This window comes from Hominimerdicola intestinalis, from assembly GCF_054655215.1.
Window position 1 is genome coordinate 29,513 of record NZ_BAAHNZ010000012.1, and the last position, 17,650, is coordinate 47,162.

Below are 17,650 nucleotides of genomic sequence, written 5' to 3' on the forward strand. Positions count from 1 at the left end.
GGTTTTCGCTCCAATAATTAAATTTACTGTCAGACAGTATCCCAATTTTTAACAGTATCCTTATTGTCCATCTGAAGTCCGAGATTATTAAGCAGTTCCTGAGCCGCATTGTATCCCATTTTCTTCTGACGGTTATTCATTGCCGCAACCTCTAGAATTACAGCCAGGTTACGTCCCGGCTTTATAGGTATAGTAAGGCTTGGAACCTTTACGCCAAGGATCGTTGTATATTCGTTGTCTACGCCCATTCTATCGTATATTTTCTCGCTGTCCCAAGGTTCAAGCTCGACTATAAGGTCAATTTTTTCAGTTACCTTAACAGCGCCCATACCGAATAAGCGTCTTGTATTAATAATTCCTATTCCTCGCAGCTCCAGAAAATGACGGATATTGTCAGGAGAAGAACCGACAAGGCTGTAGCTTGAAACCCTGCGTATCTCAACTGCGTCGTCGGCAACAAGGCGGTGTCCTCGTTTTACAAGCTCTATAGCAGTCTCGGATTTTCCCACTCCGCTTTCACCGACTATAAGTATTCCCTCACCGTAAACCTCTATCAGCACTCCGTGACGGGTTATCCTAGGCGCAAGCTTAACATTGAGAAAACCGATAAGAGCAGCGATAAAAGCAGTAGTGCTGTCGTTCGTTCTGGCTACAGGCACCTCATATTTTTCGGCTATCTCCAGCATTTCCGGATAAAGCTCATGTCCCCTGGCTACTACAAACATCGGTATCTTAGTTGCAAACAGTGCGTCTATGCGCTGATAACGGGTTTTCTCATCAAGGGAGGCCAGATACGCAAACTCCATATTTCCGCATATTTGAATACGCTCTGCATTAAAATACTCATAAAATCCCATAAGCTGCAGTCCGGGACGGTTGCAGTCGTTATCTGATATAAGAAGCTCTGAGAGTTCTTTAGGAGTATACACGATCTCAAGCTTCAGCTCGTCTGCGATCTCTGCTATTGAAACGGTAAATATCTCTGCCATATTCTTCATTCCTTTCAGTATTTTTATTATATGTTTATAAGTCCTTTTTTAAACATTTCCTGAGCGGCAAGCATAACTCCCGTTTTCCCGGAAGGATAGGTAATTCCCCCCTGAAGCCATGCTGCGTACGGTTCTCTTATAGGAGCGTCAGCGGAAAGCTCGATAGAAGCGCCCATTGTAAACGCTCCCGCCGCCATTATGACCTTGCTGTCGTAGCCCGGCATATCCCATGCCTCAGGCGTTACATAGCTGTCTACAGGAGAGCCTTTCTGGATACCCTGACAGAACGCCGTGAGATTTTCCTCATTTTCAAGCAGAACAGATGCAATTATATCCGTTCTTTTCTCACCGCTTGACGGAAGAGTTCTGTATCCTAGCTTCTCAAAAAAGCGGCAGGCAAAAACCGAAGTTTTAAGAGCCGCAGCAACGGTCTGGGGAGCAAGGAAGAATCCCATGAACATATCCCTGTTCTGTCCCAGAGAGCAGCCGACCTCTTTGCCCATTCCAACGCAGGTAAGGCGGTCTGCACACCTTTCGACCAGATCGGTCCTGCCGCAGATATAACCGCCCGTTGAAGCTATTCCGCCGCCGGGGTTTTTTATAAGCGATCCGATAATAAGATCAGCTCCGGCAGAAAGCGGCTCTCGCTTTTCAACAAATTCGCCGTAGCAGTTATCAACCATAACTATAATTTCAGGATTAGCCTTTTTTGCTGTCTCGGCTATTTTACCTATAATGTCCACAGTCAATGACGGGCGAAGTGAATATCCCCTTGAACGCTGAATATATGCCACCTTTGCTTTAGGAGCAAGCCTGGCTATCTCATCATAATCAGGATATTTCTCGTCTATCAGATCTGACTGAATATAGCCGATACCGAAATCCTTTAATGAACCGCTGCCTTTTTCGCCCCTGATACCTATTATCTCTTCAAGAGTATCATAAGGCTTTCCAGTTGCCGCGAGCATTGTATCACCTGTCCGAAGAACTCCGAAAAGTGCAGTTGAAAGAGCATGAGTTCCGTTTACAAAGGTGTGCCTGACTATTGCGTCCTCTCCTCCGAAAGCATCGGCAAATACCTTATCCAGCGTATCCCTGCCCATATCTCCGTAGCCGTAGCCGGTAGTGCCTTTAAGACAGCCCTCGCTTACCCTGTTCTTTATAAATGCTGATAAAACCTTCTGACCGTTGTATTCAGCAGTTTTGTCAATTTCAGCAAACATTTCACCGCATTCGTTCTGCGCCGTTTCTGCGATCTCGATTATCTTACGGTCTATATCAAAAAAGCTTTCTGTCATTATCTGATTTTCCTCTCTAAAACATAATCTGTTCCGGCTTCTCTGAAGCCTATTTCCTCATAATAGCTTACCCTGTGAGGACGGGCGAAAAGCCGTACCGAAAAGCCGTCCGCAGCAAGCCTTTCGCCTATCCAGTAAAGCAGACTTCTTGCATGAAGCTTTCCTCTCTCCGACGGGATCGTTGCAACATGGCCGATAAGAGCAATGCCGTTAATTATATACTGGATCGTCGCCGTAGTATAATTTCCTAACAGAAACGACTGTGACAGGCCGCGCCTTACCCTATGAGACGTATCGGTCAGCCACAGCTCATAAGAATCCGCAAGTTCCGGAAAGCTCTGACTTAAAATTTCAAATACATCGTCAAGCGCAGGCAGCTCGTTAACCTGCATATCCGGCAGAGTATGTTTCGATACGAACTGAAACTCCGTACGCTTATCGGTGTAATACCCGTCAGTCATAAATCCGATAACCTTATTAAAAAGGCAAGGCTCAAGCTCTACTGAGAGAGGTCTGTTTATTTCTATAAAACGAGCTATCTCCTCCGCCGCCGTATCGTCAGGCTCAGAGTTTTCAAAGGTAGATATAAGCATAGAGGAATTAAAAATACATATAAGTCCTGTCTTATTTCCGTCCGAAAGAATTTCAAAGAAACGAAGAAAGCCGTATTTTGTTCCGTAAGCCTGATAATGTGATCTTATTCTTCTGGTATAGTGATTTGATTTCAGCTTTTCAAGAAGCGCCGAATCGATACTGTATGTCTGATTTATCATTTGTTATGAATCCTGTCAATTAAATTTCCGGCAAGCAGATATGCGTTTTCAAAATCTTCTCTTGCTATCACGCAGTACGGCGAATGAAGATATCTGCATGGCAGTGATATTGCCGCCGTTCTTACTCCGGAGCGCGATATATGGATAGCGCCAGCGTCATTTCCTCCTGCGACCATTGTTTTCGTCTGACAGGGTATGCCTATTTCCTCAGCCGTTTTAAAAGCAAGAGTATAAAGCTCCTTATCATAAATGGTATGCCTGTCCATAAAAGAAACTACCGGCCCGCCTTTAAGCGTGCAGACTCTTTTTTCCGCCGAAGCTGTCGGAACATCGGCGGCTGTCGTAGCTTCAAGCACTACGGCAAAATCCGGATCTACAGTATATGCCGCACATGACGAGCCTCTCAGACCGATCTCCTCCTGAACCGTAAAGGTAAAATAGGTATCGTATTCAAGCTCCTGACGTATCAGCCTCAGCATTATTGCGCACCCTGCACGGTCGTCAATAGCCTTTCCTGTTATAAGTCCGTTACCGAATTCAGTAAACTCTGATTGAAAGCACACGCTGTCTCCGAGAGAAACCAGCTTCTGTGTTTCCTCACGGCTTTCTGTTCCGATATCAATAGTCATTTTATCAAATGGAACGGATCTCCTGCGTTCCTCCGCAGTAAGATTGTGAACTGCTTTTCCTCCTGCCGCTCCGCAGATCCTGCTTCTGCCGATCTCTACCCGTCTGCCGAAAACAACTCTCGGATCTACTCCTCCGACGGGAGATACTTTTATAGTTCCGTCCGAATTGATATAGTTAACTATCATTCCTACTTCGTCCATATGGGCGGAAACCATAACTCTTTTACCGGAGGATCTTTTACCCTTCTTAAAAGCGATTATATTTCCCAGCTTATCAAGCTTGTATTCCGCAAAGCCGTCAAGCCTGCTGCATATATATCGAGCGACTGCTTCTTCATCACCTGAAATTCCGTTTATGCCGCAAAGGACTTTTAATTCGTTAATCAAATATTTCAGCCGCCCTTTCCGCATACAAGGCTATAAGTCTTGCTGTATTTTCAATATCGTTTAAATCGGCAATTTCCGCAGGAGTATGCATATGCTTTTCGGGGATCGACAAGGTAACAGCGGCAGTTCCTCCCCGTGCTATACCTATAGCGTCGGCATTTGTCCCGGTTTTCCCGCTCATAACTTCAAGCTGATAGGGAATATTATTTTCCTCTGCAAGCTTTATAAGAGTATCGGACATCTTTCTGCTCAAAGACGGAGCGATCCCTATCATAGGGCCCTTACCCAGAAATCCGCAGCTTTCCTCAGTTTCACCGTGAGTTTTTGCAAAGGAAACGTCTACGGCTACAGCCATGTCCGGAGCAATACTGTACGCTCCGGTCCTTGCGCCGGCACAGCCTGTTTCCTCCTGAACCGAAAACAATGCGGCAATACGGCAAGCCGTTTTTTTGCTATGAAGCATCGCTATAGCAAGTATTACCGCCGCCGCCCCTGCCCTGTTGTCCAGAGCCTTTGAGGTAACTCTTCCCCCGGCAAGAGGACAAAGCCTGTTTTCAATAATTACCCTGTCTCCGGGGCTTACAAGCCTTTCAGCCTCGTCCTTTGACAGACCTATATCAATATAAATTTCCTCCGCTGATACAGCGGCGCTGCTGTCCGTTTCCAGATGAGGTGGAGTTGAAGCGATAATACCTGTAAGTCTGTTCAAGCCGTAAACCGTAACACGCTGTCCGAGCAGGACTCTGCTGTCAATTCCTCCGCAGGCCGAAACTTTAAGAAATCCGTCGTCTGTAATATAGGTAACTATCATTCCGATCTCGTCAATATGAGCGTCAAGCAGAAGCAGCGGTCCGTTACCGCCTTCGTCTGTAAAAAGCACGTTACCAAGTGAATCGATCTGAGTCTTTCCGTAGGGCGAAAGCAGCTGTGAAACCGTCTTTGCTGCGCTTTCCTCAGCTCCCGAAACTCCGCAAACCGATGTCAGCTGCGTTAAAATACTAATCGTATCCATTCTAAACATATCCTTTTGATCAAAGTTCGTTTACAAGCTTTTTAAAATGATTTCCTCTTTCCTCAAACATACGGTACATATCAAAGCTTGCACAGGCAGGAGAAAGAGAAACTATATCTCCGCTTTCCGAATAATCTCTTGCGGCGCTGACAGCTTCCTGCATATTGCTTACTCTTACTATTCTGAGTCCGCTGTTCTTATAGAGCGGAGAAGATGTAACAGCGTCCTGAATCTTCTGAGCGGTTTCTCCCATCAGTATAAGAACTTTACACTTTCTGCATATTTCATCAGCCATAGGCTCAAAGGATATTCCCTTGTCTGAGCCGCCCTGAATAAGTATCTGCTTCTGATCAAAGGAAGCAAGACAGGCAAGCACTCTCGTAGGACTTGAAGCTATAGAATTGTTGTAATACTTAACTCCGTCAAGCTCCCTCACAAACTCTATACGGTGCTCCACGCCATTAAATTCCTTTGCGACCTTTCTGATATTTTCAGCGCTTACCTCTCCCCAAGTAGCCGCTATTGCTGTCAGATAGTTTTCAACGTTATGCATTCCCGGAATTCTTATATCCCTCATATCGACAATTTCGGTTATATTTCCGTGATCGTTATAGCAAAGCATTCCATTTTCATCAAGAAAGCTGCCGTTCTCTACCTTTTCACGTCTGCTGAAATACGAAAGCTCGCCTCTAACAAGACCGCTGAGATCTCTGGCGGTTTTATTGTCAAAGCTCAGAACCGTTTTTGAAAATGCGTTCTGATGTCTTATCAGATTGCATTTAGCGTCAATATATTCTTCCATTGTTCCGTGAACATTAAGATGATTCGGTGTAATATTTGTTATTGCCGCAACGTCGGGGGACTCTCTCATTGATATGAGCTGAAAGCTTGAAAGCTCAACTACCGCAGCATCCGATTCGGCAATAGTTTCAACTATAGGGAGCAGAGCCTTGCCGATATTGCCCCCTAGATGAACCCGTCTTCCCTCAGCTTTGAGAAACTCGCTTATCAGGGTTGTTGTAGTAGTCTTTCCGTCGGAGCCGGTAACTCCGTATATCTTACATGGACAGAGGTCAAAGAACACCTCCATCTCCGAGGTAATTACAGCTCCGGCCTTTCTAGCTGCCGTAAGAGTATTGTCGTTAAAGTACATTCCCGGTGTTCTGAAAACAATATCGCAGTTAAATATCTCGTCAAGATAGTTTTCACCCAAAGAAAACTCTGCTCCTCTCGCAGATAATTCCTCATACAGATCCGGATCAAAATTATCCTCATCTTTTTTATCGCATACTACAACGTTTATTCCCTTTGAAAGAAATAGTTTTATAAGCTCGGTATGGCTTACTCCCACGCCTATAAAAGCTATTCTTTTATCCTTAACAGATGCAAAAAATCTCTGAGCCTTCGTCATAAGCTTATCTCCTAACCGTCTGTAAATAATTTGATCTATAATAAATACACTAAACGTATAATCATACTATTTTATTATATATCATCTTCACAGAAAACGCAAGAGGTTTTACGGCGAATTTACCCGAAGCCGAAGAAATACGCCGAGGTAATAATGGGAAACGTTTACTTAAACACAGTTGTATAAAAGCCCTGCAAAATATGGGCGTAATTTTGTGTAATAATATAAATAATTATAAAAATTCGCAAAAGGTATTGTAAAAACGTAACGGATACAGTATAATATAAATATATTCGTGTTCTTAAATAAATTAATTTTTAATCGGAGGACTGGGAATGGAAAGCTCGAATACTAAGAAAATATTGTTTGATACACAGACAAGAGTCGCGCCGCTCGGCTTAATTGCCATGAACGGAACGCAGGAGCTTGGCAATAAGATCAACGACTATCTTGTAAAATGGGGAAAAGACCACGGAATGGAAAACGACAGCTATCTGATCGAAACGGACTGTCCCAGATTTTCTTCCGGTGACGGAAAAGGTCTTATAAAATCTACCGTAAGAGGCAATGATCTATTTATTCTCTGTGATGTCGGCAATTACAGCTGTACCTACAATTATTTCGGAATGGAAAACGCCATGTCGCCTGACGATCACTATCAGGATCTTAAAAGGATAATCCAGGCAGCCAGCGGTAAAGCTCACAGAATAAATGTTATAATGCCGTCGCTTTACGGCGGACGCCAGCACAGAAGAAACTACCGCGAATCGCTTGACTGCGCCGTTGCACTTCAGGAGCTGGAAGCTATGGGAGTAGAAAATATCCTAACCTTTGACGCTCACGATCCTAGAGTTCAGAACGCTGTTCCTCTGATGGGCTTTGATAATATAATTCCGTCTTATCAGGTTCTTAAAGCAATGTTCAAGAGCATTGACAATTTTATTATCGACAAGGATCACTTTATGATAGTTTCCCCGGACGAGGGCGCTATAAACAGGAATATGTACTACGCCTCGGTCCTCGGAGTAGATCTTGGAATGTTCTACAAGCGCCGGGACTATTCTGTTGTAGTAAACGGCAGGAACCCGATAGTTGCTCATGAATATTTAGGAAACGATATTAAGGACAAGGACGTTTTTATTGCCGATGATATTATTTCCTCAGGCGAATCAATGCTGGAGGTAGCAGTTGAACTGAAAAAACGCAAGGCAAAAAGAATTTTCGCATACGCTACCTACGCTATCTTCACTAACGGTCTTGAAACATTTGACAAGGCTTACGCAGACGGTATAATAGACGGAGTTTTCGGAACGAATCTTACCTACCGCACGCCTCAGCTTCTCAAAAGAACATGGTTTCATGAGGTGGACTGCGCTAAATATATTTCTTATTTTATCGCTTCCCTCAACCATGATCTTTCCATTTCAAACATTATAGATCCACATCAGAAAATACAGGCGCTGCTGGATAAATACAGCAGATAACAAATCAGGGGCGGTTGATCCGCCCTTAAATTTTATCTTAATATAACGGCGTCGGAGGTACAGATTATGATATTTGCAGGTATTGCCGCAGGAGGAAACGGCAGCAGAATGGGAGCGGATATCCCAAAGCAATTTATAGAGCTGAAAGAGAAGCCGATAATTATTAGGACCGCAGAAAAGTTTATACAGGAAAAACGAATAGAAAAAATATATATCGGAGTAAACCGAAACTGGATTGAATATACCGAAAAGCTGATCGAAAAGCATATTTCCGAAAAAGGGCGGATATGCGTTATATGCGGCGGCTCAGACAGAAATTCTACAATACTCAGGATAATTGAAAATATAACCAATAGTTACAGGCTGAACGATAACGATATTATTCTTACTCACGACGCAGTAAGGCCTTTTGTAACCCGCGATATTATTAATAATAATATAGATTCCGCCCTATCAGGCAAGCCATGTACAACAGCAGTCAGTGCAGTGGATACGATACTTTGCAGTGAAAACGGCTCAGTCATAGATCAAACCCTTCAAAGAAAAAGGCTTTATCATGCGCAAACTCCTCAAAGCTTCAGGATAAAAGCATTTCTAGACGCATACGGTAAATTGACAGATGAACAAAAAATCGAACTAACGGACACCTGCGGAGTTTTTACAGGAGCAGGCACACCCGTATCAATAGTAAAGGGAGATATGACAAATATAAAGATAACTACACCCTTTGATCTGAAAATAGCCGAAGCTCTTATAAAATGATAAAACGGACTGCATTTCAAAATGCGGTCCGTTTGTTTTTTATATAGCTGAAATTACGCGGTTCTTTAAACATTTTCCAACGTATAAGATCATCCAGAGCCGTTCCAATCGCTGCAAGTATTATCCACAGAAAAACAAATGGCAGACAAATCTGTCCGTCAAAATTCAACGGTATATCAGAATAATCCCAGATATTCATCTGCAGCCGCCTATTTAATATTTCTCCGGCAAAAAATTCTATAGCGGTTATAAACGATGCCGCGATCAACAGCTGTAAAAAATAATTCATTCCTCTTCGGCGCTCGTCGTTGAGCAGATGGATCATTACCATTGCCAGTCCGCCCAGAAGTCCCATTGTTATATGGGTGAATCCTCTTACTGATATTTCTATCATACCGTATATCAGCGCACCGACTGCAAATAATGTAAATATCTTCATTGCTTTGCTCTGCAATTCCACACCTCCCGTGCATTTAATCCTTAATTATAATTTGCACCGAAAATGAGATTTTAAAACTTAAATAAAAAAGAAATTTCTTGAAAAATCAACTGTTTGAAATTTCCGAAAATCATTATATATTTTTATACTGAAATTCCATACTTGATTTTTACCCTTTCAAGCTTTTCAAGCATTGGCGCTGCTCCTGCATAAAGGAACAACGCAGTAGCTATGCCATGCACTAAATCCATAGGAAGCCCTACCGTATAATAAGAGATAAGAACTGATCTGCTTAGACCTATACCGGCTATCAACGCCGATGACGGGTTCATTATTCCTCCGTATATAACTACCGCACTAAAAAAACCGAAGATACAGAGTGATAACCTGCTGCGGCTGAGAAATCCGCTGCCAAACAGTAAACCCGATATAAATCCTATGATTCCCATTGCAAACATCTGCCACGGAGTCCATGGTCCCTGCTGAAAGAGCATATTTGATACCAGCATTGTTACTGATCCTACCAGAAATCCTGTTTCCCCTCCAAACGCGGCGCCCGAAATAATAACCAGAGCCAGAACAGGCTTAAACTGAGGCAGCATATAAAAAGCCGCTCTTCCGGCTACTCCCAAAGCACAGAGAACCGCTATAATAACGATCTCACGAGCCTGAGGCTTTCTTCCCTCAAAAGCCATGAAAAAAGGCAGCATACATTCCAGCATTACCAGCAGTGAGATAAACAGATATTTTTTATTGTCCAGAAAATATACACCGAAAAGAACCGTAGCAGGTACTGCCGCAAAAACCGCAGCAGCAGCGGCAGCCGTACTTTTTTTCAGTCTGCTTTTTTCAGGCGGTTCAAAGAAACCTTGTTTTTTGCAGTCAGATCTTTTCCAAAAGGCGAGTGCAAAACAAATAAGTGACAAAATAAGCATAATATATTCCGGCTTTACTAAGTCAAATACTGATGAATGAAAATTCAGGAAACCGAAACTCAGCAGTAAGCCTGCCGCAAGCATAGCTAAACCAACGTACCCGATAATTCTTTTGCAAAGCGGCATTTTTTCACTATCGGATCTCTCATAAAGCTCAGCTGTATTATCTATAATGTAACCGCCAGAAAAGTCTGTATTTATCGGCTCGGTATTTTCCGTGCTGCCGCCGAATGCTTCTATAACGTCGTTTACGGTAACTGCTCCGTCAACTATTCCGCTTGACATACGACAGGCAGAGGTCGTATAAAACATATTTCCCGAAAAAAACTCCCTCGGTTCTCCCTCAGCTGCTGCTGCTCCGTTAAAAAGCATAACACATCTGTCTGCATTATCAGCACAGAATTCAATATCGTGACTGACCATTATTACCGAGGTGCCTTTTAAGCATACAGCTTTAAGAATTGCCGCAAAGGTTTTTTTGAAATCTGCGTCAAGTCCCTTGGTAGGTTCGTCCAGCAGAAGAATTTCAGGCTCAGTCAGCAAAACCTTTGCAAGCGCGGCTTTCTGCTGTTCACCGCCCGACAGATCATAGGGGTGACGCCAAGACAACTGTGAGATTCCGCAGAGCCTCATTATCGATTCTACAGCTTTTCTTTTCTCCTGATCTGACATTTTTTTGCCGTCAAACACCTCGAATAGATCCTCATATACCGTTTTTTTAACAAAAATAGACTGAGGATCCTGAGGAACAGCTCCAACAGTTCCGCTGAATAGGTTTTTTATGCTCTCCAGGTTTTTACCTTTTATAAGAACCTTTCCTCTGTACGGTTTTCTCGCGCCTGTAAGAACCGAAAGCAAAGTGCTCTTTCCTGCTCCGTTTCCTCCTGTGATCGCTAACAATTCACCCTTTCCTGCCTTAAAAGATATGCCTTTGAGAATATCTTCACCGTTCTTTTCATACCTGAACCAGATCTTCTCAGCCTCCAGTACCGTTTCTCCTGCGGATACAGCTTTTTTTCGGACAGGCTTTTGCTCATGAGTAAGTGAATAATTTTCAAGCCAGCTTCTTCCCTCGGCAACATTCAGCGGACATTCGCCGACATAAGACAAAGCAGACCAAATGCGTACCGGCGCAGGCATAGCTGCATACATACCCTTACGCTTTAAAATATCAGCAGTCCTTCTCGGTGTATCATCGCATATTATTCTGCCCTTTTCCATAGCTATTAACCTGCCGCTTAACGGAATTAACTCTTCCGGTCTGTGCTCAGTAATAATTACTGTAATACCAAGCTCACGGTTAATTTTTGCAAGCATACCTATGAATTCTGACGCCGCAATGGGATCAAGCTGAGAAGTCGGTTCATCAAGTATCAGTACCGACGGATTCATTATAAGTACAGACGCAAGATTCAGAAGCTGCTTCTGACCTCCTGAAAGCTGACTTACGCTTTTTTCAAACCAGTTCTGCATACCGAAAAACGCCGCTGTTTCAGCGGTTTTTCTTCTTATCGTATTGTTGTCTGCGCCTATGCTTTCAAGACCGAAAGCAAGCTCATGCCAGACCTTATCTGTTACTATCTGATTATCGGGCGACTGTCCTACAAAACCTATTTCCCTGCTTTGAATATCTGACGCCACATCATTCAGCGGCTTTCCGCAGAAAAGAACTTCTCCGCTTTTCAATCCATGAGGAGTAAGAACAGTTTTAAAATGTCTAAGCAAAGTGCTTTTTCCGCAGCCTGACGGACCGCAGATGGTAATGAATTCACCGGAGGATACAGAAAAAGAGATGTTCTCCAAAGCGCCGCTTATGCTCTTGGGATATGTAAAGCTCAGATCCTTGACCTTGAACATCTCCATGCCGTTTCCTCCTTTAAATTTATTGCCATAGGCATTGCGCACAATAAAAAATATGCAGTATATACTCCCAGCGCCAAAGGTGTGGCCCCTGATCCTTTTACTGTAGGAAAATACCTGAAATTAACATATCCTGACGCGCAGCCGTAAATAATAAACACGCTGAGCAGCGCCGTTATAAGAAGAACTAAGGCGTCGCGCTTTTCAAATTTATAAACCGAATAAGATGTTCTTTTTGAAGTTCCGTATCCTCGGCTTTTCATTGAATCAGCGGTTTCAACAGAATTTTCAAGTGACCATGTGACCATTATTGAAAATATCTTAACAGCGTTTTTAAGGCGTTTTATAATTCCTCCGGATATATCCCTTCCAATACAGCGCTGTGCCTCTCTGACCCTTGTGAACTGGTCCCTGAATCTTGGAATAAACCTCAGGCTCATAGACAGCATAAGACTTAAATGCGGAACTATTCTGCCGAAAAGATACATAAGCTTATCTGAAGTAATTATTGTATTAAAGCAGGAAAACCACATAACAACGCCTGCCATAAGCAAAGCTGCGGCACAGCCGTAAATAATTGACTCCACAGTAATAGGATTACCGCTGGGAAGATATGCGGCAGCAGTCATCCCCTCATGATTGAACAAAGGATTTATAATTATCAGCATAAGCATTGCGGGAATAAGATACAGTAACCCAAAGCGTACGCTCCTGCGCCCGTTCAGATATACCGAATATACAACGGCATTTATCAGTGATATAGCAGAGAAAAATGGATTCATCACAAACATTGAAAACAGCAGCACCGCAGTAAAATAACCGAAGCTTGCCAAAGGGTGAAAACGTGAAAAAGCGTCCTTCATAGCTTTCCTCCGAAACAGCTATCTGTTCTGACCATAATAATCTCCTCCTACATCCTTGCCGAGATCGCAGGTATAGACAAAATTGATTTTGTCATTATTTTGAATAATATAATCCGAGCAGCTGTAATTGGGAAATTCACCGTCTACATTATACATCCAGCCCGAAAGACTTCCGCAGTCAAACTCATAAATATTTCCTATACCCTCTATATAAGCGTTATCAGAAAGCGGAGTATGTGCGCTTTCAAAGTGTATGCCGTTATCCCTGCATACTCTAAGAAGCAGATCAAAAGCGCTTTCTCCGTCGCTGAAAACCACCTCGGTTTCCGAAAACAGCCAGCCGTCCGACGGAACAAGCTCATGCTTATTTTTATCAAGCTTATCCATATTGTCAAGAACCGTACCGCAGGAGATTGAAATCGTACATTTCAGCTCATATTCCTCAGCTGCTTCAGATCCCGACCCGGACAAGTTCTCACTGTTAGGCTGAGCAGACGGATCGTCAGCCGTACTTTCCACATGATCATTTCCTGACGAGCTGACTTCATAAACAGACGCTTCTGACTCCTTTTCCGATGTCGGCGTATTTTCAGAAGCTTCAGCTTCAGACAAGCTTTCCTCAGCTTTTTCCGACAACTCTGCAAGACTGTTCCCCTCAATAAGCGCAGGACTCCATGTATACGAAGAAGCCGTCGCAGCTTCTGAAAGCAGCGCCTTTGAATCGGAAACTGCCCACCCATGAGATCCGGGAGAAGCTCCGCCGTACCAATAAGCCGCTGCAAGCACAGCTGCAATAACAGTGATTACGGCAATTCGGAACCTGTATTTTTTCAGCCATTCAGACATAAGCAGACGCTCTCCTTAAATTGATTTTCTTTTTACAGTAACCGCCGCTCCTATGGATACCGCCGCAAGCATAAGAACTATTGCCTTTGAGCAGTTGCCGGTGGCGGGAAGCTTATCGGCAGAAGGATCTGACTTTGAAGAAACATTATTTTTATCGCTGACCGCCGGATTTTCACTCTCGGGAACATCAATCATATCAAAAAGAGAATTACCGCCGTTCATAAGCCTGTAATATGCCGCAAGCGCACAGAATCCCTGTTCAGAAGCCATTCGGTCAGCCGAGCCGCTTTTGACAATATGGCTGAAACCTCCGTCTGCGTAAAACAGCTTCAGTGCGTCTGCTGCGGAAACTCCGTTTTTTACAAATCTCTCATCTGATGAAGGATCAATACCAAGGCTTGCAAGAGCAATTACTGCCTGCGACGTGCTTTCGCAGACTCCCTCACCCGTTGAAGAAAACGTACCGTCCGGGTTCTGAGCTGCCGAAAGCATATCCAGCGCCTTATTTACCGCCGATCTTACATTTTTCTCATCGTAATACGGAGCAAGCGCCGTAAGAACCATTGAAGAAATATCAATATCTGCATTTTCTCCGTTCAGCGACCATCCGCCGTCAGTAAGCTGCGTAGCTAAAATATAATCTATAAGCTTTTTTCTTGTAACAGTATTTTCAGAATCAGTTTCAGGTATATCGTAATTTCTTGAATCAAGAGCGATCAATGCATACGCTGCGCCGTTTATGCCCTGCTTTACAACATAATCAAAATCAGCCAGAGGCTCAAAAAGATTATATCCGCCGACGTCGGCGGCATCATAGCCAAGCGACGTCAATGCAAGTATCATTCTGGAGTTTTCCGTAGACCTTGTATTGCTCAGCTTTGCCGAGCCGGCTGACCTAATATATTTAACAGCGTTCTCATAATAGCCCTTTGAAAATTCTTCAGTTATCCTACCGCTTCTTGCAAGACCTATAACAGTCCACTCGCCGCCCACTGAACCGATACCCGGGATTCCGCTTTTTAGCAGATAATCTGCAACGCTGCTGTACAGCTCGTCGAATGAAGCCAGCTTCTGCTCTGACAGCCTTGAATAAGCTTCCTCTGCCGCAGCCAGAATACTGTAATTACTGCATAGCGCCTTCTGTTGAGCTGTAAGCCTTTCATAAGCCGCTCTCGCCTTTTTAATTGCTTCCCTGCTTTCAGAAGTTACCTCTCCTATCCGGGCAATGAGAGCATCTACGGCGTCGGCAGCCTTTTGGTCGTCAGAGGGCTTGGTATCGGCTGAAACAATGCTGAATTTATATACCGTTTCAGTCTGTCCGCCATTCATACTGGGCCATGACGGATCTCCTACTCCTATATAAAGTACATCTCCGTCGGCAACGGGAATATATTCGCTTCTTTTATACTCGCTTCCGTCTACTTCAGGAGTATAGTTGTTTTTATATATCCTGACCTGAAAATTTTTATTTTCGGCAGACGGAGTTACCCTTATACTGTCTGAATCCGTTACTGTAAGAGTGTATTTATCCGTTTCTGGAAGGAAATCCTTATCGAGCGTTCCTGTGCTGAAAACAACATCCTTCAGCAACGTACTGCTGCCTGACCAGTCGCTGCCTATATCCGCTCCCCAATTGCATGAATACATATAACATATCTCATCACCGTCGGAAAGCGTATAAGCCGAGGGGCTTTCGTTTGTGAACCAGTCGTTTAAAGTAAACATCCAGCCGCCCATATCTGAAGCAGTTGCAGTTCCGACTCCGTTTATATCCGTAACATAGCCTGCATCAAGTCCCGAAACGGAATAGCCGCTTGCTTTAAATCCCCGCATTACTGCGTCGGACAGCGGTTCTTCGCCGTCTATATCTATCCATATATCAAATAGAGTTCCGTCCCACGCCGCTCCGTCTGATACGGAAAAGTTATTGTTTACAGCTGATATCCTGATCCTACCGGCTTTTTCAGAAGCAAAAGCATTCAGCGATACCGAACATACCGCCATTACTGCTGCGGCTGCGGCTGATATTATTCTGGCAGTTATTTTCATAGTTTTTCCTCCGTTTTTTCAATTTTCAAACGATCAGATTCTTGTACGTTTGATTTTAATACTCTTCTTTTTTCCTTTGCGCGTTTTCTCTTTTCCCGGCTCTTGTCGGCGGCGGAAGGTTTAAGGCTCTCTTTTAGTCCTGCTCTCTCCAGCGCTCTGGGCCAGGGTCCCAGCTTCTGTTTTATAAAGCACACGTCACTGCTTTCAAAATCGCTCCTGATAGGAATCCTGCCAAGCTCCGAGTATTTGCTTTTAAGCATATTCAATGCATATTCCGTCTTATTATCCTTATTCATTTCGGGATCCCTTTCTATTAAATACAAAATAAAAAATGCTTTCAATGCCGAAAGCAAAGAAAGCACAACTGACTTTTAGAACAAGACGCAGCTATCCCGTAATAAGCGAAAATAAAAACGTCCTTTTGACGGAATCTCTCCGTAAAAGCCGGCTGCGCTTCTTCTTCGTCCAAGACGGCGATACCGCTTAGGGAACACGGGAGTATTCTGACTTATGGCAAATAAATGCCAAACACAGTAATGACGGTTGTTCCGGATTCTAACCAGATTCCCAATTACTTACTAGGCTGACAACTTTTCAGACCGTGTCCCTGAAAATATTTGATTTTAATTATTATAGCATATTTCTTTATTTTCTGTCAAGCTGATTATTAAAGTTTAAAGTTATTTTAACAAGCTCGCTCTTTGCGGGAAATTTAAAATGCACTCCCCAGCCGCCTATGCCTGATGAAGTTACAGCGGTCATTGAGTCAAATTTCTCAACGCCGTATACCATATCGTTGGCTAACGAAACCAAAGCTTCGGTTAAGGGAAACTGCTCTCCGTGTGTATGTCCGCAGAGGGTAAGATCTGCTCCTGAGTCGGAAATTTCTTTAAGTTCGGAGGGCTGATGATTTAAGACTATGACAGGGCTTTCTGTATTAATTGAATACCTTTTCATAAGACTTTCCAAATCCTCCGGTTCAGCGGACAGATCCTTTCTTCCTATTACGGAAATATCTCCGGCTATAGTTACCGCTTCATCTTCCAGAACGGTAATTCCGGCTTGTTTAAAATAACCGCTGATGTCCTCACCCAAGTAGCCCTCATGATTTCCATATGAAAAATACACGCCGTATTTTGATTTAATATCAGAAAATCTTTCAGTCATATACAGACGGTTTTCCTCAGAAGTGTTTTCATCAAAAAGATCTCCTGCCAGAAATACTGCGTCCGGTTTCATATCGTTTATTTTTGCCACGATTTCATCAATTCCGTTTTTATCGACCGCAGTTCCTATATGAGCGTCTGAAAGCATTACTATCTCAAGCTTATCGTTAACAGATGGCTTAGCTATATCAACTGAATATTCAGTAACCCTTACAATGCCCATATTAACGTATCCGATAATCGAGAGAACAAATGTTGATATGAGTATTGCTGCTGTACATTTCCGGCTCTTTAACATCCTTGCCGCCCTGCATTCCGAACGTTTAAGAAGCTTTGCAGAGATCAGAAATATATCTCTTACAATAAACAGAACCGCCGAATAACTTAGAATAATAAATACAGCAGCTGAAGCAAAAAGCATAGGTACAGCAGGAAAGGGATAGCTTATCCTATCATAATTCCCCAGCATACAATACATAAGAACAGCGGTAAGGGCAAGCTGTATCAGCCAGTAAAACGCCGATGGAAGCTTTGTTTTTTCCCATAAAACACGATATTTAAACATAGAGTACAGCACAAGAAAAAGTACTGCTGCAAATATAAACAAAAACAAGCAAACACCTCAATTTAAAAATCAAGTATCAATATTATATCATAAGAAGAAATACAAATCAACTGATATACAAAATATTTTGTGAATAATAACCATTGCAGAAAACTAAACCGATTGACTTTGAACCTCTGCTC

15 protein-coding genes are annotated in these 17,650 nt (G+C 43.2%); 2 read left to right on the top strand and 13 right to left on the bottom strand.

The window, feature by feature from the left end; translation table 11 throughout:
• Nucleotides 1-29: 29 nt before the first annotated feature.
• The 6 genes from hprK to murD are packed head-to-tail and all read right to left on the bottom strand — an operon-like array spanning nucleotide 30 to nucleotide 6,499.
• A complete protein-coding gene (gene hprK, locus ACYQ0H_RS10300) occupies nucleotides 30-989 on the bottom strand; it encodes an HPr(Ser) kinase/phosphatase (protein ID WP_459812750.1) in 960 nt (319 codons plus the stop codon).
• A gap of 26 nt (nucleotides 990-1,015) precedes the next feature.
• A complete protein-coding gene (locus ACYQ0H_RS10305; protein WP_459812751.1) occupies nucleotides 1,016-2,287 on the bottom strand; it encodes a methionine gamma-lyase family protein in 1,272 nt (423 codons plus the stop codon).
• On the bottom strand, nucleotides 2,287-3,060 hold the full coding sequence (locus ACYQ0H_RS10310; protein WP_459812752.1) for a hypothetical protein: 774 nt from the start codon (nucleotides 3,058-3,060) through the stop codon (nucleotides 2,287-2,289). The genes ACYQ0H_RS10305 and ACYQ0H_RS10310 overlap by 1 nt, the downstream gene beginning before the upstream one ends.
• The gene (locus tag ACYQ0H_RS10315) at nucleotides 3,057-4,076 is read right to left on the bottom strand and encodes a M42 family metallopeptidase (RefSeq protein WP_459812753.1); all 1,020 of its coding nucleotides are present in this window, start codon (nucleotides 4,074-4,076) and stop codon (nucleotides 3,057-3,059) included. The genes ACYQ0H_RS10310 and ACYQ0H_RS10315 overlap by 4 nt, the downstream gene beginning before the upstream one ends.
• On the bottom strand, nucleotides 4,069-5,088 hold the full coding sequence (locus ACYQ0H_RS10320; RefSeq protein WP_459812754.1) for a M42 family metallopeptidase: 1,020 nt from the start codon (nucleotides 5,086-5,088) through the stop codon (nucleotides 4,069-4,071). The genes ACYQ0H_RS10315 and ACYQ0H_RS10320 overlap by 8 nt, the downstream gene beginning before the upstream one ends.
• A 19-nt stretch (nucleotides 5,089-5,107) precedes the next feature.
• Complete coding sequence (gene murD / locus ACYQ0H_RS10325; protein ID WP_459812755.1) at nucleotides 5,108-6,499, bottom strand: UDP-N-acetylmuramoyl-L-alanine--D-glutamate ligase; 1,392 nt, start codon at nucleotides 6,497-6,499, stop codon at nucleotides 5,108-5,110.
• Between the two features lie 335 nt (nucleotides 6,500-6,834).
• Between murD and ACYQ0H_RS10330 the strand changes: the two genes are divergently transcribed.
• A complete protein-coding gene (locus tag ACYQ0H_RS10330) occupies nucleotides 6,835-7,983 on the top strand; it encodes a ribose-phosphate pyrophosphokinase (protein WP_459812756.1) in 1,149 nt (382 codons plus the stop codon).
• A 66-nt stretch (nucleotides 7,984-8,049) separates the two neighbouring features.
• On the top strand, nucleotides 8,050-8,745 hold the full coding sequence (locus ACYQ0H_RS10335; RefSeq protein WP_459812758.1) for an IspD/TarI family cytidylyltransferase: 696 nt from the start codon (nucleotides 8,050-8,052) through the stop codon (nucleotides 8,743-8,745).
• Nucleotides 8,746-8,761: 16 nt separating this feature from the next.
• Here ACYQ0H_RS10335 and ACYQ0H_RS10340 read toward each other — a convergent pair whose 3' ends face one another.
• The 7 genes from ACYQ0H_RS10340 to ACYQ0H_RS10370 all read right to left on the bottom strand — a co-directional run bounded on the left by ACYQ0H_RS10340 (nucleotide 8,762) and on the right by ACYQ0H_RS10370 (nucleotide 17,468).
• On the bottom strand, nucleotides 8,762-9,199 hold the full coding sequence (locus tag ACYQ0H_RS10340) for a putative ABC transporter permease (RefSeq protein WP_459812759.1): 438 nt from the start codon (nucleotides 9,197-9,199) through the stop codon (nucleotides 8,762-8,764).
• Between the two features lie 128 nt (nucleotides 9,200-9,327).
• Nucleotides 9,328-11,982 carry an ATP-binding cassette domain-containing protein gene (locus ACYQ0H_RS10345; RefSeq protein WP_459812760.1) on the bottom strand — a complete coding sequence of 885 codons (2,655 nt, stop codon included), beginning with the start codon at nucleotides 11,980-11,982 and terminating at the stop codon, nucleotides 9,328-9,330.
• Nucleotides 11,955-12,842, bottom strand: coding sequence for an energy-coupling factor transporter transmembrane component T (locus ACYQ0H_RS10350; protein ID WP_459812761.1), 888 nt, complete (start codon nucleotides 12,840-12,842; stop codon nucleotides 11,955-11,957). Before ACYQ0H_RS10350 ends, ACYQ0H_RS10345 begins: the two co-directional genes overlap by 28 nt.
• Nucleotides 12,843-12,860: 18 nt before the next feature.
• Nucleotides 12,861-13,688 (bottom strand): DUF4430 domain-containing protein, encoded by an 828-nt coding sequence (locus ACYQ0H_RS10355; protein WP_459812762.1) that lies wholly within the window; start codon nucleotides 13,686-13,688, stop codon nucleotides 12,861-12,863.
• 15 nt (nucleotides 13,689-13,703) lie between these two features.
• On the bottom strand, nucleotides 13,704-15,737 hold the full coding sequence (locus ACYQ0H_RS10360) for a DUF4430 domain-containing protein (protein WP_459812763.1): 2,034 nt from the start codon (nucleotides 15,735-15,737) through the stop codon (nucleotides 13,704-13,706).
• Nucleotides 15,734-16,033 carry a homing endonuclease associated repeat-containing protein gene (locus tag ACYQ0H_RS10365; protein ID WP_459812764.1) on the bottom strand — a complete coding sequence of 100 codons (300 nt, stop codon included), beginning with the start codon at nucleotides 16,031-16,033 and terminating at the stop codon, nucleotides 15,734-15,736. Before ACYQ0H_RS10365 ends, ACYQ0H_RS10360 begins: the two co-directional genes overlap by 4 nt.
• Before the next feature lie 349 nt (nucleotides 16,034-16,382).
• Nucleotides 16,383-17,468, bottom strand: coding sequence for a metallophosphoesterase (locus ACYQ0H_RS10370; RefSeq protein ID WP_459812765.1), 1,086 nt, complete (start codon nucleotides 17,466-17,468; stop codon nucleotides 16,383-16,385).
• Nucleotides 17,469-17,650 lie beyond the last annotated feature (182 nt).